This window comes from Sabulicella rubraurantiaca (genome assembly GCF_017355885.1).
GTDB lineage: Bacteria > Pseudomonadota > Alphaproteobacteria > Acetobacterales > Acetobacteraceae > Roseococcus > Roseococcus rubraurantiacus.
In genome coordinates this window covers 192223-213687 of the sequence record NZ_JAFEUU010000007.1, presented here as the reverse complement: position 1 = coordinate 213687, position 21465 = coordinate 192223, and the positions used below count along the sequence as shown (strand labels likewise).

24 protein-coding genes are annotated in these 21465 nt (G+C 70.5%); 15 read left to right on the top strand and 9 right to left on the bottom strand.

Annotation, left to right across the window (positions count from 1 at the left end):
- Nucleotides 1–96: 96 nt before the first annotated feature.
- The 6 genes from JTJ31_RS14700 to JTJ31_RS14675 all read left to right on the top strand — a co-directional run bounded on the left by JTJ31_RS14700 (nt 97) and on the right by JTJ31_RS14675 (nt 4492).
- Nucleotides 97–1962: a transglycosylase domain-containing protein gene (locus JTJ31_RS14700; RefSeq protein WP_207539467.1), complete on the top strand. Its 1866-nt coding sequence runs from the start codon at nt 97–99 to the stop codon at nt 1960–1962.
- Nucleotides 1963–2028: 66 nt separating this feature from the next.
- Nucleotides 2029–2946, top strand: coding sequence for a thioredoxin family protein (locus tag JTJ31_RS14695; RefSeq protein ID WP_207539466.1), 918 nt, complete (start codon nt 2029–2031; stop codon nt 2944–2946).
- Nucleotides 2943–3608, top strand: coding sequence for an LON peptidase substrate-binding domain-containing protein (locus JTJ31_RS14690; protein WP_207539465.1), 666 nt, complete (start codon nt 2943–2945; stop codon nt 3606–3608). The genes JTJ31_RS14695 and JTJ31_RS14690 overlap by 4 nt, the downstream gene beginning before the upstream one ends.
- A gap of 10 nt (nt 3609–3618) precedes the next feature.
- On the top strand, nt 3619–3807 hold the full coding sequence (locus JTJ31_RS14685; protein WP_207539464.1) for a Trm112 family protein: 189 nt from the start codon (nt 3619–3621) through the stop codon (nt 3805–3807).
- Nucleotides 3807–4178: a gamma-butyrobetaine hydroxylase family protein gene (locus JTJ31_RS14680; protein WP_207539463.1), complete on the top strand. Its 372-nt coding sequence runs from the start codon at nt 3807–3809 to the stop codon at nt 4176–4178. Before JTJ31_RS14685 ends, JTJ31_RS14680 begins: the two co-directional genes overlap by 1 nt.
- A gap of 128 nt (nt 4179–4306) precedes the next feature.
- Nucleotides 4307–4492, top strand: coding sequence for a hypothetical protein (locus JTJ31_RS14675; RefSeq protein WP_207539462.1), 186 nt, complete (start codon nt 4307–4309; stop codon nt 4490–4492).
- 8 nt (nt 4493–4500) lie between these two features.
- Here the strand turns inward: JTJ31_RS14675 and JTJ31_RS14670 are convergent, their stop codons facing one another.
- Nucleotides 4501–5721, bottom strand: coding sequence for a UbiH/UbiF/VisC/COQ6 family ubiquinone biosynthesis hydroxylase (locus tag JTJ31_RS14670; RefSeq protein ID WP_207539461.1), 1221 nt, complete (start codon nt 5719–5721; stop codon nt 4501–4503).
- A gap of 201 nt (nt 5722–5922) precedes the next feature.
- Here JTJ31_RS14670 and JTJ31_RS14665 point away from each other — a divergent pair, with 201 nt between their 5' ends.
- Both JTJ31_RS14665 and JTJ31_RS14660 read left to right on the top strand, forming a co-directional pair.
- Nucleotides 5923–6261 (top strand): P-II family nitrogen regulator, encoded by a 339-nt coding sequence (locus JTJ31_RS14665; RefSeq protein ID WP_207539460.1) that lies wholly within the window; start codon nt 5923–5925, stop codon nt 6259–6261.
- A gap of 29 nt (nt 6262–6290) precedes the next feature.
- Nucleotides 6291–7619 (top strand): ammonium transporter, encoded by a 1329-nt coding sequence (locus JTJ31_RS14660; RefSeq protein WP_328805750.1) that lies wholly within the window; start codon nt 6291–6293, stop codon nt 7617–7619.
- 53 nt (nt 7620–7672) lie between these two features.
- On the opposite strand, the gene JTJ31_RS14655 is transcribed toward JTJ31_RS14660, so the two are convergent.
- Entirely contained in the window at nt 7673–8581 is a 909-nt protein-coding gene (locus tag JTJ31_RS14655) for an arginase family protein (protein WP_207539458.1), read from the bottom strand.
- Between JTJ31_RS14655 and JTJ31_RS14650 the strand changes: the two genes are divergently transcribed.
- Complete coding sequence (locus tag JTJ31_RS14650) at nt 8580–8864, top strand: hypothetical protein (protein WP_207539457.1); 285 nt, start codon at nt 8580–8582, stop codon at nt 8862–8864. The genes JTJ31_RS14655 and JTJ31_RS14650 overlap by 2 nt on opposite strands.
- A gap of 6 nt (nt 8865–8870) precedes the next feature.
- Here the strand turns inward: JTJ31_RS14650 and JTJ31_RS14645 are convergent, their stop codons facing one another.
- A complete protein-coding gene (locus JTJ31_RS14645) occupies nt 8871–10214 on the bottom strand; it encodes an amidase (RefSeq protein ID WP_207539456.1) in 1344 nt (447 codons plus the stop codon).
- Nucleotides 10215–10267: 53 nt separating this feature from the next.
- Between JTJ31_RS14645 and JTJ31_RS14640 the strand changes: the two genes are divergently transcribed.
- A complete protein-coding gene (locus tag JTJ31_RS14640) occupies nt 10268–11857 on the top strand; it encodes an NAD-dependent epimerase/dehydratase family protein (protein WP_207539455.1) in 1590 nt (529 codons plus the stop codon).
- A 30-nt stretch (nt 11858–11887) separates the two neighbouring features.
- Here the strand turns inward: JTJ31_RS14640 and JTJ31_RS14635 are convergent, their stop codons facing one another.
- Together JTJ31_RS14635 and uraH are read right to left on the bottom strand one after the other, a co-directional pair.
- Nucleotides 11888–13072 (bottom strand): urate hydroxylase PuuD, encoded by a 1185-nt coding sequence (locus tag JTJ31_RS14635; protein WP_207539454.1) that lies wholly within the window; start codon nt 13070–13072, stop codon nt 11888–11890.
- Nucleotides 13073–13076: 4 nt separating this feature from the next.
- On the bottom strand, nt 13077–13427 hold the full coding sequence (uraH, locus tag JTJ31_RS14630; RefSeq protein WP_207539453.1) for a hydroxyisourate hydrolase: 351 nt from the start codon (nt 13425–13427) through the stop codon (nt 13077–13079).
- A 146-nt stretch (nt 13428–13573) separates the two neighbouring features.
- Here uraH and JTJ31_RS14625 point away from each other — a divergent pair, with 146 nt between their 5' ends.
- The gene (locus tag JTJ31_RS14625; RefSeq protein ID WP_207539452.1) at nt 13574–14854 is read left to right on the top strand and encodes a M20 family metallo-hydrolase; all 1281 of its coding nucleotides are present in this window, start codon (nt 13574–13576) and stop codon (nt 14852–14854) included.
- Complete coding sequence (gene serA / locus JTJ31_RS14620) at nt 14854–16113, top strand: phosphoglycerate dehydrogenase (RefSeq protein ID WP_207539451.1); 1260 nt, start codon at nt 14854–14856, stop codon at nt 16111–16113. Before JTJ31_RS14625 ends, serA begins: the two co-directional genes overlap by 1 nt.
- Before the next feature lie 3 nt (nt 16114–16116).
- Here the strand turns inward: serA and JTJ31_RS14615 are convergent, their stop codons facing one another.
- Together JTJ31_RS14615 and JTJ31_RS14610 are read right to left on the bottom strand one after the other, a co-directional pair.
- Nucleotides 16117–16500 (bottom strand): hypothetical protein, encoded by a 384-nt coding sequence (locus JTJ31_RS14615; RefSeq protein WP_207539450.1) that lies wholly within the window; start codon nt 16498–16500, stop codon nt 16117–16119.
- On the bottom strand, nt 16428–16730 hold the full coding sequence (locus JTJ31_RS14610) for a hypothetical protein (RefSeq protein WP_207539449.1): 303 nt from the start codon (nt 16728–16730) through the stop codon (nt 16428–16430). The genes JTJ31_RS14615 and JTJ31_RS14610 overlap by 73 nt, the downstream gene beginning before the upstream one ends.
- Before the next feature lie 50 nt (nt 16731–16780).
- Between JTJ31_RS14610 and otnK the strand changes: the two genes are divergently transcribed.
- Together otnK and otnC are read left to right on the top strand one after the other, a co-directional pair.
- Nucleotides 16781–18040, top strand: a complete 1260-nt coding sequence (otnK, locus tag JTJ31_RS14605) for a 3-oxo-tetronate kinase (RefSeq protein ID WP_207539448.1) — start codon at nt 16781–16783, stop codon at nt 18038–18040.
- Nucleotides 18033–18665: a 3-oxo-tetronate 4-phosphate decarboxylase gene (gene otnC / locus JTJ31_RS14600; RefSeq protein WP_207539447.1), complete on the top strand. Its 633-nt coding sequence runs from the start codon at nt 18033–18035 to the stop codon at nt 18663–18665. The genes otnK and otnC overlap by 8 nt, the downstream gene beginning before the upstream one ends.
- A gap of 63 nt (nt 18666–18728) precedes the next feature.
- Here otnC and JTJ31_RS14595 read toward each other — a convergent pair whose 3' ends face one another.
- Together JTJ31_RS14595 and JTJ31_RS14590 are read right to left on the bottom strand one after the other, a co-directional pair.
- The gene (locus JTJ31_RS14595) at nt 18729–19319 is read right to left on the bottom strand and encodes a hypothetical protein (protein WP_207539446.1); all 591 of its coding nucleotides are present in this window, start codon (nt 19317–19319) and stop codon (nt 18729–18731) included.
- Between the two features lie 437 nt (nt 19320–19756).
- Nucleotides 19757–20887, bottom strand: coding sequence for a bifunctional 2-methylcitrate synthase/citrate synthase (locus JTJ31_RS14590; protein WP_207539445.1), 1131 nt, complete (start codon nt 20885–20887; stop codon nt 19757–19759).
- A gap of 157 nt (nt 20888–21044) precedes the next feature.
- Between JTJ31_RS14590 and JTJ31_RS14585 the strand changes: the two genes are divergently transcribed.
- Entirely contained in the window at nt 21045–21434 is a 390-nt protein-coding gene (locus tag JTJ31_RS14585; RefSeq protein ID WP_207539444.1) for a hypothetical protein, read from the top strand.
- The last annotated feature ends 31 nt before the right edge of the window (nt 21435–21465 follow it).

Here is a 21465-nt window from a genome sequence, read left to right as displayed (position 1 = left end):
AGCAGTTGCACATGGCCCCGGCCCGCCCGTAAAGGCCCCCTCCCCCCATGCGGAACGGCGTTGGCCCAGGCGGGGCGGACTGCTATCCTTCCCGTCATGCCACGCGTCGCGGCCGCCCGGCTGCGCTCCGAGGCCGCTGCGCGCCGGTCGCCCCCCAAGCCGTCGCACCCCCCGAGCGGGCCAGTAACCCGCCCTGCCCGCCCCGCGCGCCGGAGCCTCGGCCTGCGGCTGCTGCGGCTCGCCGTGCTGGTGGCCATCTGGGGCGGGCTGGCCCTGGCCGCCGTGCTGCTCTTCTTCACCTGGGACATGCCGCGCGCCGACGAGGCGCTGGCGCGGCAGCGCCGCCCTTCCGTCACGCTGCAAAGCAGCGACGGGAATATGCTGGCGACCCAGGGCGATTTGTATGGCGAGACGCTGCGGCTGCGCGACATGCCGCGCCACCTGCCCGCCGCCATCCTCGCCATCGAGGACCGCCGCTTCCGCGATCATTTCGGCCTGGACCCGGTGGGCATCGCCCGTGCGCTCTACCGCAACTTCTCCGAGGGCGACGTAGTGCAGGGCGGCTCCACCCTCACGCAGCAATTGGCCAAGAACCTGTTCCTGTCTTCCGAGCGCTCCTTCCGGCGCAAGGTGCAGGAAGCTCTCATGGCGCTGTGGCTGGAGAGTCGCTTCAGCAAGGACCAGTTGCTGGAAATCTACCTGAACCGCGTCTACCTCGGCGCGGGCGCGTGGGGGGTGGATGCGGCGGCGCGGGTATATTTCGGCGTCTCGGCGCGGCGGGTGACGCTGCCCCAGGCAGCGATCCTGGCCGGGCTTCCCCAGGCCCCTTCCCGCCACAACCCACGCTCCAACCCCGATGGCGCCATGGCGCGGGGGCGCGACGTGCTGATTGCGATGCGCGACACCGGCGCCATCACCGATGCCCAGATGGAAGCGGCGATCGAGGAGATGCAGATCCCGCCGCGGCCCTCGCGCAATGGCGGGTGGTTCGCCGACTGGATCTTCGAGGACGTGCCGACCAAGTTCCCCGACAGCCGGGACCTCGTGATCCGCACCACGCTCGACCGGCGCTGGCAGCAGGCGGTCGAAACGCGCCTCGCCGCGCTGCTGGACCGCGAGGGGGCAGCGGCGCGGGTGGGTCAGGGTGCAGTGGTGGTGCTGGACGTCGAATCCGGCGCGGTGCGAGCCATGGCGGGCGGGCGCGACTTCCGGCTTTCCCCCTTCAACCGCGCCACCGATGCGCGGCGCCAGCCCGGCTCGACCTTCAAGGCCTTCGCCTTCCTCGCGGCGCTGGAGCGCGGGGCCTCGCCGGGCGACGCGGTCGCGGACGGGCCGCTGCGGATGGGCGGCTGGTCGCCCTCCAACGGGCACTGGCGCACGCGCGGCTCGATCACGCTGGAGGACGCCTTCGCCCATTCGGTGAACACCGCCGCCGTGCGGGTCATGCAGCAGGGCGGCGGACCGCGCGCGGTGGCGGAAGCGGCGCACCGCCTGGGCGTCGAGGGGCGATTCGGACGCGATGCCTCCGTGGTGCTCGGCACCGGTGAGGCGACGCTCCTCGACATGACGGCCGCCTTCGCCGCCCTGGCCAATGGCGGGCGCCGCGTCACGCCCTATGGCATGGCGCGGATCGAGGGGGTGAACCTCGCCATGCCGGCCATGCCGCAGGTGGTGGATGCAGGGACGGCGGCGCAGATGCGGCGGATGATGCAGGCCGTCACTGCGCGCGGCACGGGGCGCGCCGCGGCGGTGCCGGGCATCGTCACCGGAGGAAAGACCGGCACGACGCAGGATTACAAGGATGCCTGGTTCATCGGCTACGCCGCCCTGCCGGGCGGAACCGTCGCCATCGGTATCTGGATGGGCAATGACCGCAATCAGCCCATGGAGGATGTGCGCGGCGGCACCCTGCCCGCCCGTCTGTTCCGCGAAGTGATCGAGGCACGGCTTTCCGGGGGGTAACGAAGCGCGCCTCCTTGCCTTATGTCTTGGCCGCAACATCTACCGAACGCCAGGACAGGACCGACCATGGAAATCCTCCTCGACAGCCCCGGCAGCGATCCCATCAAGGACGGTGACCAGCGCACCTTCATGAAGGACGTCATCGAGGCCTCGCGCGAGGTCCCGGTGCTGGTGGATTTCTGGGCAACCTGGTGCGGCCCCTGCAAGACGCTGACGCCCGCGCTGGAGAAGGTCGTGCGTGCCGCGCAGGGCCGCGTGCGCCTCGTGAAGATCGACATCGACAAGAACCAGCAGCTTGTCGCGCAGCTGGCGCAGATGGGGCTGCCGCTGCAATCCGTTCCCACCGTCGTGGCCTTCGTGAAGGGCCAGGTGGCCGACCTCTTCCAGGGCGCCCTGCCCGAAGGCGAGCTGAAGCGCTTCATCGAGGGCATCCTGAAGATGGCCGGCGGCCAGATGCCCGGTGCCGACATCCTCGCCGAGGCGAAGGCGCTGCTGGAGAACAACGAGCCGGCCGCCGCCCTCGAACTCTTCGCCAGCTTGGCGCAGCAGGAGCCCGAGAACGCCGAGGCGCTGGCCGGGCTGGCCCGCTGCCTCCTCCTGCTCGACGAGGAGGAGCAGGCGCGTCACATGCTCGACAACCTTCCCGAGAAGGTGCGCGACCACGCCGAGATCGTCTCCGTGCGCTCCGCGATCGAGCTGGCGGCGCAGGGGCGCGAGGCGCAAGGCAAGCTTGGTCAGTTCGAGCAGCGCCTCGCCGCCAACCCGGATGACCACGAGGCGCGGATCGACCTGGCGGTGGCGCTGAATGCCATGGAGAAGCGCGGGGAAGCGGCGGAGCAGCTGCTGGAGGCGATCAAGCGCGACCGAACCTGGAACGAGGAGGCGGCGCGCAAGCAGCTCCTCAAATTCTTCGAGGCCTGGGGCTTCGACGATCCCGCAACGTTGAAGGCCCGGCGGGGATTGTCCGCCTTGCTGTTCCGGTGAGTCCCTTCCACCCCCAGCCGGAGGCGCTGCCCGAGGAGATCGCGATCTTCCCGCTCTCGGGCGCCCTGCTCCTTCCCTGGGGGCGGTTGCCGCTGAACATCTTCGAACCGCGCTACCTCGCCATGACGGAAGATGCGCTGGCCCATGGCCGGATGCTGGGCATGATCCAGGGGGACCCGGCTAGGCCGAAACGCCCCGATGGCGGGCCGCAGATCTTCTCCGTCGGCTGCCTCGGTCGCCTGTCCTCCTTCGCGGAGACGGATGATGGGCGCTTCCTCATCACCCTGACCGGTGTCGCTCGCTTCCGCGTGGTGGAGGAGCTTGCGATGCGGCGCGGCTATCGCCGCATCCGTGCCGACTACGCCCCCTTCCTGGCCGACCTGGAGCCCGAGACCCTTCCCGTTCCGCGCACGGAGATCATGACGGCGCTGCGACCCTATTTTGCGGGGCGGGGCATGGAGGTGAACTGGGAGGCGATCGAGGCGCTGAGCGACGCTGCCCTCGTCACAACGCTCTGCATGGTCTGCCCCTTCACCGTGGCGGAGAAGCAGGCGCTGCTGGAGGCGGACACGCTGCCCGAGCGGGCGGGGACCCTCGCCACCCTGCTGCGCATGGCGGTCCATGACGGCGGCGACCTTCCGCCGACTGGCCTCCCAAGCTAGTTTGTCCGCCATGACGGACAACGCCGCCCCCGTGGACCCGAAGCTCCTCGAGATCCTGGTTTGCCCGCTGACCAAGGGCCCGCTGCGCTACGACCGCGAGCGAGGCGAACTGGTGAGCGACAAGGCCGGCCTCGCCTATCCCGTCCGGGACGGCATCCCCATCATGCTGCCGGACCAGGCCCGCAAGATCGAGGGCTGATGCCCAACGCCACCGTCACGGAACTGCGCTACCGCCGCGAGGATAAGGTGCTGGACGTCGCCTTCTCCGACGGCGCCCGCTTCTCCTTGCCCGCCGAGTTGCTGCGCGTGGAAAGCCCCTCGGCCGAGGTGCAGGGGCATGGCCCGGGGCAGAAGGCGATCATCGCCGGGCGGCGCCATGTCGGCATCATGCGGATCGAGCCGGTCGGTCACTACGCCGTGCGCATCGCCTTCGACGATCTGCACGACTCGGGCATCTACTCCTGGGCCTATCTGCGCGAACTGGGCGAGCGCCAGGCCGAACTCTGGGCCGAGTACGAGCAGGCCTTGGCCTTCAAGGGCTTGTCGCGGGAACCTGCGCGCCGAGGATAAAAAGCGCTAAACCTTTCCCGTCGCTGGCACGTTCCCTCCGCATGAAGCGACGCGGATTTCTCATGGCACTGCTGCTAGCCCCCGCGGGGGCGCATGCAGCGGTTGGTGACACATCCAGGCTCTCGGCCATGCCCGACCCCCTGGCCGATCTGGCCCAGTGGGACCCACCCCCGGGGCCGCCCCCCGGTTATTACCCGGAAGGCCGTCGCCGTCGCCGCCCCCGCTGCTGGATCGAGCGGCACCGCGAGCCGGTGCGGAATCGCTGGGGCCGCATCGTGGATTGGCGCTACGTGGAGCGCCGCGTCTGCCGCTGACGCGGCGCTCAGACGCCCATCGCGCGCCGCGCGAAGAAGCGCTTGAGCGGACCGATGCGGTCCACTGCCGCGATGCCCAGGCGCCGCGCGAGTCGCAGCACCCGGACGTCGTTGCCGAAGAGCCGCTCCAGCGCATGGGTAGCGCCGATCATCATCAGCGCGTCCGGCCGCCGCTCCGCCTGGTAGCGTGCCAGCAGGGCGGGGCGGCCCACATCCTGGCCGAGCGCATGGGCCTCGCCCACGAGGCGCGCCAGCGCCCCCACGTCGCGGAAGCCGATATTCAGACCCTGCCCGGCGATGGGGTGCATGCCATGCGCCGCATCCCCCACCAGCGCCAGGCGCTGCGCGACGTAGCGCGTGGCGTGCATGGCGGTGAGCGGGTAGTGCCAGCGCCGCCCGATCGGCTCGATCACCCCGAGCCAATTGCCCAGCCGGCGGCGCAGCTCGCGCGCAAAGCCCGCGTCGTCCAGTTGCAGCACGCGCTCCGCGACCTCGCGCTTTTCCGTCCAGACGAAGGCGCTGGCATGAGGCAGGGTGGAGGTGCCGAAGGAGCCGAGATCGGTCAGGGGAAGCTGCGCGAAGGGCCCTGCGGGCAGGAACAGTTCCAAGGCGCGGTTTCGGTGCGGGTACTCATGCGCGAAGGCGCCGACCAGCCCGACCTGCCCGTAATCATGCCGCATGACGCGGATCCGGGCCTCGTCCCGTAGGGCTGAGCGCCGTCCCTCCGCCCCCACCACAAGCTGGGCGCGGATCACCGTGCCATCCGCGAGGGTAAGGGTGGCGCCGCTTTCCCGCCGCTCGGCGCGGGCCGTCATCGGGGCGAAGACGCGCACGCCCGGCAGTTCGGGCAGGTGGGCATTCAGCGCGACGCGCAGGGCGCGTGCCTCCACCATCCAGCCAAAGGGCTCGCTCCCCACCTCGAAGGCGTCGAAGTCGAGATCGAGGCTGGAAGGCGCCTCGCCCACGCGCCCATCCGCCACCTTGATCGCCTCGATCGGGCAGGGCTCGATCGGCAGGCGCGCCCAGACCCCCGCCTCCTCCAGCACGCGGCGGGAGGCGAGGGCGATGGCGTAGGCGCGCCCGTCAAAGCCCGCCACCTCCATCGGCGGCAGGGGCTGGGCGTCCACCACGGCGCAGGGGACGCCCCTCGCCGCCAGAGCGGCCGCCAGGGTCGCGCCCACCGGTCCGGCGCCGACGATGGCGACGGGGCATTCGATCTCGCTGCTCATGGAACGCATGTTAGCGCGGAAGCAGCGCGCGGCAGAGGGAGCGGGCGAATCCCCGAACTCCTGCACAAGAAACAGGCAATCGTTCCCTCGCTCGTCCGTTTTCCCCTGCCCTGCCCGCTGGCGAGGCGCCCTTCCCCCGTGTCACCCGTGACGACGGCGCAGCGAGGTTCCGCGCGCGGAATCGGAGGGAGAGGCAGGCTGATGAAGCTCGTGATGGCGGTCATCAAGCCCTTCAAGCTGGACGAGGTGCGCGACGCGCTCACCCCGCTCGGCGTGCAGGGGCTGACGGTGACGGAGGTGAAGGGGTTCGGCCGGCAGAAGGGCCAGACCGAGATCTACCGCGGCGCGGAATACCAGGTGAGCTTCCTGCCGAAGCTCAAGATCGAGGTGGTCGTCCCCGGGGAACTCGCGGACGCGGTGGTGGAGGCGATCAGCGCCTCGGCCCGCACCGGCAAGATCGGCGACGGCAAGGTCTTCGTGCTCGACGTGGAGCGCGCGCTGCGCATCCGCACGGGCGAAGTGGACACGGCGGCGCTTTGAGAACGACAATGCACGGGAGATTTGCAGCAATGACGCAGATGACGCGCGCCGGCCTGCTGGCCGCGCCGCTCGCTTCCCTCGCCCTGCCCGCCTGGGCCCAGGGCGCCACGGTGGACACGGGCGATACGGCCTGGATGCTCACCTCCACCGCCCTGGTCCTGATGATGACCATTCCCGGCCTCGCGCTCTTCTATGCGGGCATGGTCCGCAAGAAGAACGTGCTGGCGACGCTGGCGCAGTCCTTCACCGTCTGCGCCCTGGTGTCGGTGCTGTGGGTCGTCGCCGGCTACTCGCTCGCCTTCGGCGAGGGCAATGCCTGGATCGGCGACCTGTCGAAGTTCCTGCTCTCCGGCGTGGCGCTCACCTGGGACCAGCCCTTCAGCCTGGGCAGCGGCGATGCCGCGGTGGCGATGACCATCCCCGAAACCGTCTTCATTATGTTCCAGATGACCTTCGCCATCATCACCCCGGCACTGATCACCGGCGCGCTTGCGGACCGGATGAGGTTCTCGGCGCTGCTGCTCTTCACCCTGCTGTGGTCGCTGCTGGTCTACTCGCCCGTCGCTCACTGGGTGTGGCATCCGAATGGCTGGATCTTCGGCCTGGGCGCGCTGGATTTTGCGGGCGGCACGGTGGTGCACATCAATGCCGGCGTCGCGGGGCTCGTGGGCGCGCTCGTGCTCGGCAAACGGCTGGGCTACGGCAATGACAACATGGCGCCCTATAACCTCACCTACGCGGTGATCGGCGCCGCCATGCTCTGGGTGGGCTGGTTCGGCTTCAATGCCGGCTCCGCCGTGGCCGCGGGCGGGCGTGCCGGCATGGCGCTGCTGGTGACGCATGCCGCCGCCGCCGCCGCCGTGCTCGGCTGGCTCGCCGCCGAGTGGATGATCAAGGGCAAGCCCTCCGTGCTGGGCGCGGTGTCGGGCGCTGTCGCCGGCCTCGTTGCCATCACCCCGGCCGCCGGCTTCGTGCTGCCCGGCCCGGCGCTGATCATTGGCTTCGCCGCCGGCCTGTCCGGCTTCTGGGGCGCCACGGCGCTGAAGCACTGGCTCGGCTACGACGACAGCCTGGACGCCTTCGGCGTGCACGGCGTCTGCGGCGTCCTGGGCGCGCTGCTCACCGGCGTCTTCGCCTATGGCCCGCTCTCGGCCACCACGGCCGCGCCGGAGGGTGTCTCGGGCAGCCTCGACCAGTTCTTGATCCAGATCTACGCGGTCGTTGCGGTGTTCGTCTTCACCGCGATCGCCAGCTTCATCCTGCTCAAGATCGTGGACGCGATCGTCGGGCTGCGGGTGAGCGAGGAGGAGGAGCGCGAGGGCCTCGACGTGACCCAGCACGGCGAGCGCATCGCCTGACCGTCCCTCCCGGACCGGAACCGGCCCCGCGAGGCGACTCGCGGGGCGCTTTTTCATGCGCGGCGCAAGGCCTGCAGCGCCGGCTCCAGCGCGGCTAGCAAGGAGGCCGGGTCGCCAGGGCGCTCATCGGGCCATTCCGCCTCGAACTCCGCGAGCTCGATGCCGCCCAGTCCGGCTTCGGCCAGCACGGCGCAGGAATGGTGCAGCGTGTCCAAGCTGATGCCCCCGGGCACCGTGTACTCGCTCGGAACCTGCCCAGGCTCCAGCACGTCGCAATCCACATGCAAATAGGCCGGGCGTCCTGCCAGCGCCTCACGCAGCCTCGCGGGGAAGTTTGGTCCCGGCGGGACATGACGGATGCCGTATTGCTCGATCACCGCGCGCTCGGGCGGATCGATGTCGCGCACCCCGGCCAGCACGACACGCGACAGGTCGAGCCCCGCGCCGAGGCCGGAATCCCACAATCCGGCAGCGCCGGTCAGCACCATGCCACCGAGATAGCCGGTTGCCGTCGTCTTCGGCTCGTTCAGGTCGGCATGGGCATCGAACCAGGCGATGGCGAGGGCCGGCCGCGCCTTCGCCACCGCCGGCAGGGTCGCGAGCGAGGCGGCGCAGCGCCCGGCGACCGTCAGGCTCGGCGCGCCGGTCGCCAGCTTGGCCGCCAGCCTGTCGCGCAGCTTGAGGAGGCCTGGGCGCGCCGCCGTCAGCTGCGCCTCCCAGCCGCCCTCGACCGGCGGCAAGGGCTCGCCCACCGCCACCGCGCCGACTCCGAGATGGCTGGACAGTGCGGCGGAGAGCTTCGCCGCCCCCGCCATGCCGCGCCGGTTGCGGTCGCCGGCGCGGCCCAGGAACACCGTCGCCGCCAGGGATTCCGTCATCTGCATGAAGGGGCAGTTAGGTGCGGCCTGCGCGCGCAGGAAGCCCTTGACCCGGCGCGACCCCATCACCTTCTCTGAGTCCATGGCCGATTTGACCCTGGTGAAGCGCGGGGACGAGGATACGCTTTGGGCGGTGGTTGCCACCGTTGGAAAGCTCAACCGGGTCGCCGAAGTCTACCGCTCGCGCAACCAGGCCGTGGAGGATCGCGACTGGCGCGCGCGAGAGGTAAGCGCCTACGCGGACTTCCTGCGCCGCTCGAAGCAGCCCGTGCCGCATTACAGCGTGACGCCGATTCGCCGTTCCGACCTGCCGCGCAAGTGGACGCCCCTTCCCGCCCTGGGCTTCTTGCGCGGGCAGTTCATCTAGAAGCCGTCACAGCAGCCGCTCGACCCCCGCCGCAATGGCGAAGAGCCGCGCATCCATGCCGCGCGGCGCCATCAACATCAGCCCTGCCGGGGCGTCGCCCGGCTGGTGGCAGGGCAGGCTGATGGCGCAGATATCCAGGAGATTGGCGATGGCGGTGTTGCGGAGCAGCAGCAGGTTCAGCCGCCCGTACTCCGCTTCCTCCTCCACCTCGGCCAAGCTGGGGGGCGGGATGGGAACGGTGGGGCAGATGACCGCATCGAAGCCTTCCATCTGCGCTGCACATTCCGCCTGCAGCTCGCGCCGCGCCGCCATGACGGCGAGGTAGTCCGCCGCGCTCATCGCCATGCCGCGCTCGATGCGCGACAGGATGCGGGGGTCGTATTCGGAGCGGCGCTCGGCGATCAGTGCTTCGTGCAGCGCGATCGCCTCGGCCGCGGTCAGCCCACCCTTGCGGTTGATGGTAGGCAGGCGCTCCAGGGCGGGAAGGGAAAGATCGGAGATCCGGGCTCCTGCCGCCTCCAGCCGCGCCAGGGCGCGACCATAGGGGCGCGCCACCTCACCGGTCAGACCCTCCTCCACCACCGTGTGCAGGACGCCGAGGCGCAGCCCCGCCACCTCGGCCGGGATGAGGTTCGGCACCTCGTCCGCGCCGGAGATCACCGCGTCGAGAATCTGGCAATCGCGCACGCTGCGCGCGATCGGCCCGATGGAGTCGAGCGAGGAGGAAAGCGGAAAGGCCCCTTCCAGCGGCACGCGATGCGCGGAAGGCTTGAACCCCACCACTCCGCACAGCGCCGCCGGAATGCGGCAGGACCCGCCCGTGTCGGTCCCCAGCCCTCCGAAGCCCATGCCGTCCGCCGCCGCCACCGCCGCGCCGCTGGAGGATCCGCCAGGCAGGCGCCCCGTTTCCCGATCCCAGGGCGAGAGTGGCGTGCCGTAATGCGGGTTCACGCCGAGACCCGAGAAGGCGAACTCGCTCATGTTGGTGCGGCCGAGCACCACGAAGCCGTGGCGGATCAGACGCATCACCGCGGGCGCGGTGTGGGGCGCGGGGCCGCGATCCAGGGCGCGCGACCCGGCACGGGTGACGATCCCCTGCTCGTCGAACAGGTCCTTCACCGTCACCGGGATGCCGGCGAAACGCGACGGCGCGCGCCCGACCTTGCGCAGCGCATCCATGGCCAGGGCGGAGTCGCGCGCCGACTTGCTGTGCAGCGCGGTGAAGGCGCGTGGCCCCTCCCCGTCCCGCGCGCGCGACAGCGCCTCCTCCACCAAGGTGGCGGCGGAGACCTTGCCAGCCTCCAGCATTTGGGTGGCGTCGTTCAGCGTGGGGAAGCCATGGCGCGTCATGTCGCGTTCCGTCCTCCGGATTCGGTTGGTGAGATGATGGGCGAGAGAAAGCGGTGACGGAACCCGTGCTGCTCACCGGCGCGTCGGGGCAGATCTGCGTCGGGCTGGCGCGGGCCATGGCCGAAGCCGGCATCCCCTTGCGCCTCACCGACCGCGTGCCCTTCCCGGACCCCTTGCCGCCGGGCACGCGTTTCACGCAGGGCGAACTCGCCGACCCGGCGCTGCTGCGCGGCCTGGCGCAAGGCTGCCGCGCAGTGGTGCATCTGGGCGGCATCAGCGGCGAGACGGGATTCGCGCGCATCCTGCGTGCCAACATCCTCGGCGCGCATCACGCGCTGGAGGCGGCGCGCCTCGCACGCTGCGGCTTCATCTATGCCGGGTCCAACCACGCGATCGGCATGCACCCGGCCGGAACCGATCTGCCGGTGCGCTGTGCCTTCCGTCCCGACGGGTATTACGGCCTGTCCAAGGCCTTCGGCGAGTTGCAGGTCCAGGCGCATCACCGCCGCACCGGGCTGCCCGTCACCTCCGTCCGCATCGGCTCCTGCTTTCCCGAGCCAGAGGATGCGGCGATGCGGCGCACCTGGCTCGCCCCTGCCGACATGCATGCGCTGGTTCTTCGCGCCCTCGATGCCACGGGCAGCCATCACATCTGGGGCGTGTCGGCCAATCCCGGATTGTGGTGGCACCACGATGACCGCGACAGGATTGGCTGGACGCCGCGCGACGGCACGGGCCGCTTCCCGCCCGCGCCGCCCAATCCCGATCCGGTGTCCCGCAAGCTGACCGGCGGCGACTTCGCCGCCTTCGGCTACCATCCGGAGGAGAAGCGGAGGGAACGCGACATGGCGAAGGACCGGCCTGTGCTGCTCACCGGCGCCTCGGGCGCGCTGGGGCGGATGCTGGCGCGCGAATTGTCGGCGGCGGCGGTCAGGCTGGTGCTGACCGACATCGCCCCCTTCCCCGACGCGCTGCCGCCCGGTTCCCGCTTCGAGCAGGCGGATCTGGAGGATGGCATCGCCATCCTTCGCCTCGCCGAATCCTGCCGCGCCATCCTGCATTTCGGCGGGGTGAGCGTGGAGCGTCCCTTCGAGGAGGTGATCGGCCCCAACATCCGTGGCCTCTATCACGTCTATGAAGCGGCGCGGCGCGAGAGGGCGCGCGTGCTCTTCGCCTCCTCCAACCACGCCATCGGCTTCCACGAGCGCTCGGAGACGCTCGACATCACCTGCGCCTTGAGGCCCGACGGGTATTACGGTCTCTCCAAGGCCTATGGCGAGTTGATGGGGCGTCTCTACTGGGACAAGCACGGGGTGGAGAGCGTCGTCGTCCGCATCGGCTCCTGCTTTCCCGAGCCGCGCGATGCGCGGATGCTGCACACCTGGCTGTCCTATCCCGACCTGGCGCGGCTCTGCCTCGCCACGCTGGCGGCGCCGGAAGTGGGATATGCGCGCATCTGGGGCGTGGGCGACAACCCGGATGCCTGGTGGGTCGAGGATGACCGGGCGCGGATCGGCTGGCAGCCGCACGACGGCACCGCGCCCTTCCGCGACGCGCTGGCCGGAAAGACGAGCGACGACGCGGTGGCGGAGCGCTTCCAGGGCGGCGCCTTCTGCAGCATGGGCTACTCGCGCGGCGACTGAAGCGGGCGTGCGAGGGATGCTTCGAGAAGCCTAGTCTAGCGGCGCCCCCGCCGCGACCCAGGCGACGAGTCGCGCGCGTTCCTCTTCCGTCATCTCCGTCAGATTGCCGGGCGGCATGGCTTCGCTCGCCACTTGCTGGCGCATCGCCTGCGCCCAGCGACGCAATTCCGCCGGGCGTTCCAGCACCACGCCCTTGGGCGGGATGGCGATGCCCTCGAAGGTGGGGCGTGCGGCGTGGCATGTGGCGCAGCGCGTGGCGGTGATGGTCTGCACCTCAGTGAAGGCGGGCGCCTCCGCCCCCGCGAAACGCGCATCGTGGCGCGGCGCGACGACGAAGGCGGTGGCGGCCAGGGCGGCTGCACCGCCCAACGCCATGGCGGTGCTGGTGCGGCCGGAATGGCGCAGGACGAAGAATTGCCGAATCAGCGCCCCTGCCACGACCAGCAGCAGCAGCGCCACCCAGTTCCACCGCCCCTGGGTCAGCATCGGGTAGTGCGGCGACAGCATCATCACCAGCACGGGCAGGGTCAGGTAGGTGTTATGGACGCTGCGCTGCTTGCCACGCTCCCCATGCACCGGGTCGGGCTCCCGTCCCTCGGCGATGGCAGCGACCATCTTGCGCTGCCCCGGGATGATGATGTGGGCCACGTTGGCGACCATGATCGTCCCGAGCGCCACGCCGACCACTAGAAAGGCGCCGCGGCCGGAGAACAGGCTCGTCGCCAGCAGCGCCAGCACGGCGAGCAGCAGAAACCCGGCGCCGAGCAGCGCAGACTCCCGCCCTTCCAGCACCCGGCAAAGCCCCTCATAGGCAATTTGCGCGCCGACGATCAGCGCGAGCGACAGGAGCACCGCACCCCAGACCGGCAGATCGGCCACGGCGGGGTCGATCAAGAAGGTGCTGGCTTGGCCCCAATAGATCAGCGCGAAGAGGGCGAAGCCGCTGATCCAGGTCCAGTAGGCCTCCCACTTGAACCAGTGCAGCCGCTTAGGCAGCGCGGGCGGCGCGCCCTTGTATTTGCGCTTGTAGTAGAAGCCGCCGCCATGCACCGACCATTGCTCGCCGCGCACCAACGGGTCGCCGTCCTTCGGCGCCTCCAGCGAGTTGTCGAGGGCGATGAAGTAGAAGCTGGCGCCGATCCAGGCGATGGCAGTGATGACGTGCAGCCAGCGCAGGCCCAGATTGGCCCACTCCCACAGGAAGGCAGCATCCACCCGCTCAGCTTCCCCGGTAGGTGGTGTAGCCGAAGGGCGAGACGAGCAGCGGCACGTGATAATGCCGGTCCTCGCCCAGGCCGAAGCTCAGCGTCACCTCGTCCAGGAAGGGCGGGTCGGGCAGGGAAACGCCCTGGGCGCGGAAATAGGCCGCGACCTGATAGACGAGCTGGTAGCGGCCGGTCTGGAACCCCTCGCCTTCCAGCAGCGGCTTGGGAGCGCGGCCATCCTCGTTCGTCTCGCCCTCGGCCAGCTTCACGCGGGCATCGCCCTCCAGCCGGAACAAGGTGAAGCGCATCCCGGCGCCGGGCCGGCCATGCGTGGTGTCGAGCACATGGGTGGAAAGGCGGCCCATCGGAATCCCCTGCTGTGCCGCAAGCCTGCCGCGCTCCGCCGCGCGGTGACAAGGCCGCACCCGGCATCCCCCGATGGGAGCCATGCCAGCTGCGGCCTTGATCGCTGCTCCCCCTCCCCCTAAGCCCCCAGGGGAGGAGAGCCTCCATGCCCGACACCACTGCCCCGAACCTCGTCGCCGCCGTCAGCGAGGCGCGCCACTGGGACCAGATGATGGCAATGGCGCGGATCGGCGCCTTCACCGATCCGGACGGGAACGAAGGCGTGAACCGCCCCTGCCTTTCCGCGCTGGACCGCGAGGCGCGGCGCCTTCTCATCAAGGAGGCGCAGGGTATCGGTCTCGGTGTTTCCATCGATGCCTGGGGCAACCTCTTCCTGCGGCACGAGGGCACGGATGCGACGCTCGCCCCGGTGCTGACGGGCAGCCACATGGACAGCCAGCCCAATGGCGGCCGTTTCGACGGCATCTGGGGCGTGATGGCCGGTCTCGAAGCGGTGCGCGCCATCCGCGAGGCCGGCATCGCCACGCGCCGCCCGATCGAGGTGGTGGCCTGGACCAACGAGGAAGGCGGCCGCTTCGCCCCTGGCTGCATGGGCTCCATGGCCTTCACCGGCTTCGCGCGCCCCGACACCTGGGATGCGGTGGCCGACAAGGACGGCATCACGGTGAAGGAGGCGCTGGCCGAGCACCTGGCGGAAGAAGCGGACATCCCGCGCCGCCCCCTCGGCGTGGTCGAGGGTCGCGCGCCGCACGCCTATGTCGAGGCGCATATCGAGCAGGGCCCGCTCCTCGAGCGCGAGGGGCAGGATGTCGGCATCGTCACCGGCATCCAGGGCAGCCGATGGTTCCTGGTGGAGATCCAGGGCCGCACCGACCATGCCGGCACCTCCCCCGTCTCGCTGCGGCAGGATGCGGTGCAGGACGCGGTGCGCGCCATCAACGCGCTGAACGCGCTGATGCACGATCCCACGGACGTGCTGCGCTTCACGGTGGCGTCCATCGAGGTGTCGCCAAACACCTCCAACACCGTGGCCGACCGGGTGCGCTTCACCATCGACTTCCGCCACCCGGACAACACGGTGCTCCAGGCGCGCGGCAACGCCATCGCCGGCGTCATCCAGTCGGCGCTGCGCCATTGCCGCTTCACCCTGACCGAGCGCTTCCACGCCGCCCCGGTGGAGTTTCAGCCCCCCGTGCCGGACGCGCTGGAACGCGCGGCGCGCGCCCAGGGGCTGAAGGCGAAGCGCATGCCCTCGGGCGCCTTCCACGACGCCCAGTTCCTGGTCCCGCACTGCCCGACCGGGATGCTGTTCATCCCCTGCCGCAACGGTGTGTCCCACCACCCCGCCGAGTACGCGTCGCCCGAGGCCCTGGCCGCCGGCACCCGCGTCCTCGCCCAGGCCCTCCTCCAACTGGCGAACGATTGATGTCCCTCTCCGAGACGCCCGAGCGTCTTTCCCTCGCCAAGGGGCGCATCCGCGCCCTCCTGCTCGAGAACATCTCCCCCACCGCCTCCGCCCTGCTGGCGGAGGAGGGCTACACCAACGTCCAGCACGAGAAGAAGGCGCTGGAAGGGGCGGTGCTGGCCGATGCGCTGCGGGGGGTGCACATGCTGGGCATCCGCTCCCGTACCACCATCACGGAGGAGGCGCTGCAGTCGGCCGACCGGCTGATGTCCATCGGCTGCTTCTGCATCGGCACCAACCAGGTGGATTTGGAGGCGGCGCGGCAGCGCGGCATCCCGGTCTTCAACGCGCCCTTCAGCAACACCCGCTCCGTCGCCGAGCTGACGCTGGGCGAGATCGTGATGCTGCTGCGCGGCATCTTCCCGAAATCGGTCGCTGCCCATGCCGGCGACTGGGACAAGTCGGCCGAAGGCTATCGCGAGGTACGCGGCCGGACGCTCGGCATCGTCGGCTACGGCAATATCGGCTCCCAACTCTCGGTGCTGGCTGAGGCCTTTGGGATGCGGGTGATCTACTACGACCACACGGCGAAGCTGCCCCTGGGCAATGCCTCGCGCTGCGCCTCCCTGGCCGAGCTCCTTCACTGGTCGGACATCGTCACCCTGCACGTGCCCGAGACGTCGGAGACGATGGGCATGATCGGCGCCGAGCAGATCGCCGCCATGAAGCCCGGCGCGGTGCTGATCAACAATGCCCGCGGCACGCTGGTGGACCTCGACGCGCTGGCCGGGGCGCTGCGCTCGGGCCATCTCGCCGGCGCGGCGCTGGACGTGTTCCCGGAGGAGCCGAAGCGCAACGGCGACCCGTTCCTTTCCCCGGTCCAGGGCCTGCCCAACGTCATCCTGACCCCGCATATCGGCGGCTCGACGGAGGAGGCGCAGTCCCGCATCGGAGAGGAGGTGGCGCGCAAGCTCGCCGACTATTCCGACACGGGCAGCACGGTGGGGGCGGTGAACTTCCCGCAGGTGGCCCTGCCTGCACGTCCAACCGGGACGCGCTTCATGCACGTGCACCGCAACGCCCCCGGCGTGCTGGGCAACGTCAACCAGGTCTTCGCCAAGCGGGGCGTGAACATCGCCGGCCAGTACCTGCAGACGGATGGGGAGATCGGCTACGTGGTGGTGGATGCCGGCGCCACGCGCAATGGCGAGGCCATCCTGGAGGAGCTGCGCGCCCTGCCCCACACCATCCGCGCCCGCCTGCTCTACGAGCGCGAATAGCCTCTAGCGGCGCACCCGGCGGCCCCGCCGGTGGCGCCACCAATCCTGCGCCGGGCCGAGCAGCAGCAGCGGCGCACTGAGCAGGGTCAGGAGGCCCAGCACCGCCGCCGCGCCCTCGGCCCCCGAGGCGAAGGCGGCGATCGTTGCCCCGGCCAGGGCCCCGATCAGCGCCGCCGATGCGAAGAAGATGGCCAGCATCAGACGGTGGCGCGGCGAGAGCCAGGGCGGCGGGCCCGCGTCGCCTTCCCGCGCATGGCCACCCAGTCCGATGTCGTAGGTGCGGCCACGATCCAGGCCGAAAGGCAGTCGTTCCGTCAGCGGCGCACCACGAAGACGCGCAACCCCTGCGGCTCGATCCCCATGCGGCGCAGGCGACGCCGGCGCCACCAGATCATCACCGTCGCGAAGAGCGCGGCGCCGATCGCCACGGGCAGGAGCAGCGCGGCGAAGAACAGCGCAACCGCGGCCAGGAGCAGGCCAGCCGCCACCACCGTGACCAGCACGGCGATGCCGCCGGCGCGCACCAGGAACCGGTCCAGCCCGGAGGGGCGCGGCTTTTCGCGGAACTCTCCCTCCGGCGTCATGTCCAGGACGGGCGGGTGGCGGTGGTCGCTCATGCCGGGCATGTTGCCCGGCCTGCCCCGCGCTTCAAGGGAGAAAAGCGGACATGCCCCTGCTCGGCTGCATCGCCGATGACTTCACCGGCGCCACCGACCTCGCTTCGATGCTGGTCCGCAACGGGATGACCGCCGTCCAGACCATCGGCGTCCCGGACGGCAAGCTGCCCAAGGCCGACGCGGTGGTGGTCGCGCTCAAGTCGCGCACCATCCCGGCCGAGGAGGCGGTGGCCCAGTCCCTCGCCGCCTGCGACGCGCTGCTGGCGGCCGGAGCGAAGCAGATCCTGTTCAAGTACTGCTCCACCTTCGACAGCACGGATGCGGGCAATATCGGCCCGGTGGCGGAGGCGCTGCTGCGCCGCCTCCAATCCGGCTTCGCCATCGCCTGCCCCGCCTTCCCGGCCAATGGGCGCAGCGTCTTCCAGGGGCACCTCTTCGTCGGCGCCGCGCTGCTCAGCGAGAGCGGGATGCAGGACCACCCGCTGACGCCCATGACCGACCCCAACCTGGTACGCGTGCTGGCACGGCAGTGCCAGGGCTCGGTGGGGCTGATCCCCTTCGCCGTGGTGGAGGCAGGCGAGGCCGCGATCCGGCGCGAGATGACGCGGCTGTCGGAAGCCGGCCGCCGCCTCGCCATCGCTGACGCGGTGACGGATGGGCACCTCGTGGCGCTCGGCGCCGCCTGCGCGGGCCATGCGCTGATCACCGGCGGCAGCGGCATCGCCATGGGCCTGCCGGAGAATTTCCGCCGCGCCGGGCTTCTGCCAGCGCGCGAGAATGCCGGAGCACTGCCGGAGGTGCAGGGTGCCTGCGCCGTGGTGGCAGGCTCCTGCTCGCGCGCCACGCTGGGGCAGGTCGGCCTCGCGCGCGACCACGTGCCCACGCTGGAGCTGGATGCGCTTGCGACGCCCGATGCCGACGCCCTGGCCGGGCAGGCAGCCTCCTGGATGGACGGCAAGCTCTCGGGGGAGCGGCCGGTGGTGATCGCCGCCTCCGCGCCGCCCGAGCGCGTAGCGGCGCTGCAGGCGCGGCTGGGACGCGACGCGGCGGGCGCGCTGGTGGAGGAGACGCTGGCGCGGGTGGCGGAGGCGCTGGTGGAGCGCGGGGTTCGACGCCTGGTCGTCGCCGGGGGCGAGACCTCGGGCGCGGTGGTGCAGCGCCTCGGCGTGCGGTCGCTGCGCATCGGCGGGGAGATCGATCCCGGAGTTCCCTGGTGCTGGACGGAGGCGGCGGGCGGCATGCGCCTCGCGCTCAAGAGCGGCAATTTCGGCGCGCGCGACTTCTTCCTGAAGGCTTTCTCCCATGGATGAGGCGGCGCTGCGCGACCTGCTGGTGGAGATGGGCGCCAGCCTGTTCCGGCGCGGCTTCAGCGTCGGCAGCGCGGGCAACATCTCGGTGCGGCTGCCCGACGGCTACCTGATGACGCCCACCAACTCCTCGCTCGGGCGGCTGGAGGCAGAGCGCATCAGCCGCCTGGATGCAGGCTGGAACCACGTGGGCGGCGACAAGCCGAGCAAGGAGGTGTTCCTGCACCGCGCGGTGCTGGAAGCGCGTCCGGAGGCCGGAGCGGTGGTTCACCTGCACTCCACGGCGGCGACCGCCATCTCCTGCCTTGCCGCGCCGGGCGACGAAGCGCCCATCCCGCCGCTGACGCCCTATTTCGTGATGCGGGTCGGGCGGCGCCTGCCGGTCATTCCCTATTACCGTCCGGGCGACCCGGCGATGGAGCCTGCCATCCACGAGGGAGCGAAGGGCGCGAAGGCGCTGCTGCTGGCCAATCACGGCCCGGTCGCGACGGGTGCGACGCTCACCGACGCGGTCTATGCGGCGGAGGAACTGGAGGAGGCTGCGAAGCTGGCGTTGCTGCTGCGCGGCGCATCGCCCCGCCTGCTGGCTCCGGCGCAGGTGGACGACCTGCTCGGGACCTTCGGATAAGGAAAGGGCGCCGCCCCCCTTGCGGGAAGCGGCGCCCGGCTGGGCGCTGAGCGCGCCCAGGACTCAGGAGGCGGAAGTCTCGCCGCCAGCCGACGAGGCAGGAGCCTGCGCAGCAGCAGCGGCCTTCTTGGCGGCGCGAGTCGCCGCGGCCTTCTTCGCGCGCTCGACCAGCGCCGGGTTCTTCTTCGGCGCGGCAGCCTTGCGCGTGGTGGCGGCCTTCTTGGCAGCGGTCGCACGCTTCGGGGCAGCAGCCTTGCGCGTGGTCGCGGCCTTTTTGGCAGCGGTCGAGCGCTTGGCGGCAGTGGCGCTGCGAGTGGTCGCGGCCTTCTTGGCAGCGGTGGCACGCTTCGGCGCGGCGGCCTTGCGGGTCGTCGCGGCCTTCTTCGCGGCAGTCGCACGCTTCGGGGCAGCAGCCTTGCGCGTGGTCGCGGCCTTCTTGGCAGCGGTCGAGCGCTTGGCGGCGGTGGCTCCGCGCGTGGCCGCGGCCTTCTTGGCGGGGGCGGCCTTCTTGGCCGTGCTCGCCTTCTTGGCGGGCGCCGCCTTCTTGGTGGCGACGCGGCCGCGTGCGGTGGTCGCCTTCTTCGCCGTGCGGCGGGTCGTGCTCGCCATCGCCATGGCCTGGGCCCGCGGGGCGGTCTCGTTGATGTCGGTCACTGTGCGGTCTCCTTCTCGCGCCTCAAACGCGCGGCTTGTTCGCCCCTTGCGGGGCTGGCCGCGACGCAGGCGCGCCGCAGCCCGGTTGGGGAAAGATGGCGCAGGCCATCGAACGTCGAAGGCGGAGCGGTTGGGCGCTTCGCATGGTCCGTCGCGATGTCTGATCCGGTCCGAGAGGCAAGGATCGTCCTTCCTGCAGCGCGTTCGCATCGCTCGCTTCGTCTTGGCTGCCTCCACTCCGCGCGTTGCGCGCGCCGCTTAGGCATGAACGAATCGACGTGCGATGCGTACACGCGCAACGCTATCGGAATCAGCGAGTTGCGTGTCAAACACATTCTGCACGTCAACGCGCATTTTCCTGACCGATGAGTCGTCCGAGCAGCAGAAGGGCCGCGTGACTCTCGTCACGCGGCCCTTTGTGAATCAACCGTTAGCGGTCAGCGCTGGTCGATCGGCACAACCTTGCGCTGCTCCAGGCCCGTGTAGAGCGAGAGTGGGCGGATCAGCCGGTTGTCGGCGCCCTGCTCGATGACATGCGCCGCCCAGCCGGTGATGCGCGAGCAGACGAAGATCGGCGTGAAGAGCGGGATGTCGAACCCCATCAGGTAGTAGGCGGGCCCGGCCGGGAAATCGAGGTTCGGGTGGATGTTCTTGCGCTTCAGCATGATGTCCGCGAGCACGGCGGAGGTGTTCATCCACCGCTTGTCGCCCACCACCTCGGCCATCACCTCGGCGTATTTCTTCATGGTCGGCACCCGGCTGTCGCCGTTCTTGTAGACCCGGTGGCCGAAGCCCATGACCAGGGCCTTGTGCTCGAACTTGTCCTCGATCCACTCCGCCGCCGCCTCGGGGGAGGGAATCTCCTTCAGCATGTGCATCACCGCCTCGTTGGCGCCGCCATGCAGCGGCCCCTTCAGCGCGGCGATGCCACCCGTGATGGCCCCGTGCATGTCCGCCATGGTCGAGGTGATGGTCCGGGCGGTGAAGGTGGAGGCGTTGAAGGTGTGCTCGGCGTAGAGGATCATGCTCACGTCGAAGGCCCGGATGACCTCCTTCTGCGGCACCTTGCCGAAGACCATGTGGAAGAAGTTCTCACAGAAGGGCAGCGACGCGTCGGGGGCGATCGGCTCTTCCCCCTTGCTCAGCCGGTGCGCCGCGGCCACCGCCACCGGGATCTTGGCCAGGAGGCGCATGGCCTTGCGGCGCTGCGCGGCCTCGCCTACGTCGGCGCTTTCCGGGTCCTCCATGCCCATGAAGCTCACCGCCGTGCGGATCGCATCCATCGGGTGCGCGTCCTTCGGGAAGTCGCGCAGCACCCGCAGCAGCGCGGGGGAGAGCTGGCGGTTCGCCTTCTCCTCGGCCTGGAAGGCCGAGAGCTGGGAGCGGTTCGGCAGCTCCCCGTTCCAGAGCAGGTAGGCCGTCTCGTCGAAGGAGGCCTCCTCGCACAGATCCTGAACCGCGTAGCCGCGATAGGTCAGGGAGTTGGTCTCCGGCATCACCTTGGAGATGGACGACTCGTCGGCATAGACGCCGACCAGGCCCTTCCGGACCTCGATCTTCTCGCTCATGGCTTTCCTCACGCGATTGGCCTGGCGCGAGCGTAAAGCGGCGGTGCGGCCTGTCCACTCTCCGGGAGGCGCGGACGATGCGTCCCATCGGAGGTCGCGATTGGGCGAGCGATTGCGGCGTCGCTAGGCTGCGCGACAACCGATGGAGGAGATGCCGATGACGTTCCGCACGACCGCGCTGCTGGCCGCCGCCCTGATCTGCGTCGCCGTCCCGGCCGCTTGGGCGCAGCAGGACTGCGTCGCCGCCGGCCTGGCAACGTTGCTGTCCTTCTCCTCGACGCTGGGCGGGATCAGCGGCAGCACCGGGCAATTCAGCCGATCCTATTCCGTGCTGGCGCGCGTCTCGACGCGCGTGTCCTCCATCGCCCCGTCCTTCACCCATCCGCGCGCGGCGCAGCAGGGCATCGGCAGCTGGGTCATGCTTGCGCCGCAAGGACCGGGCGCGCCGCCGGGCGTGGTGGAGATGATGCTTCCCCTCGGCGCGGTGTCGGGCGACCCGGTGCCGGAGGCGGAGCTGCGCGCGCATACGCGGCTGCTCTGCCGCTGAGGCGCGCGGCGCGGCGCAAGGAAGGGCGCCG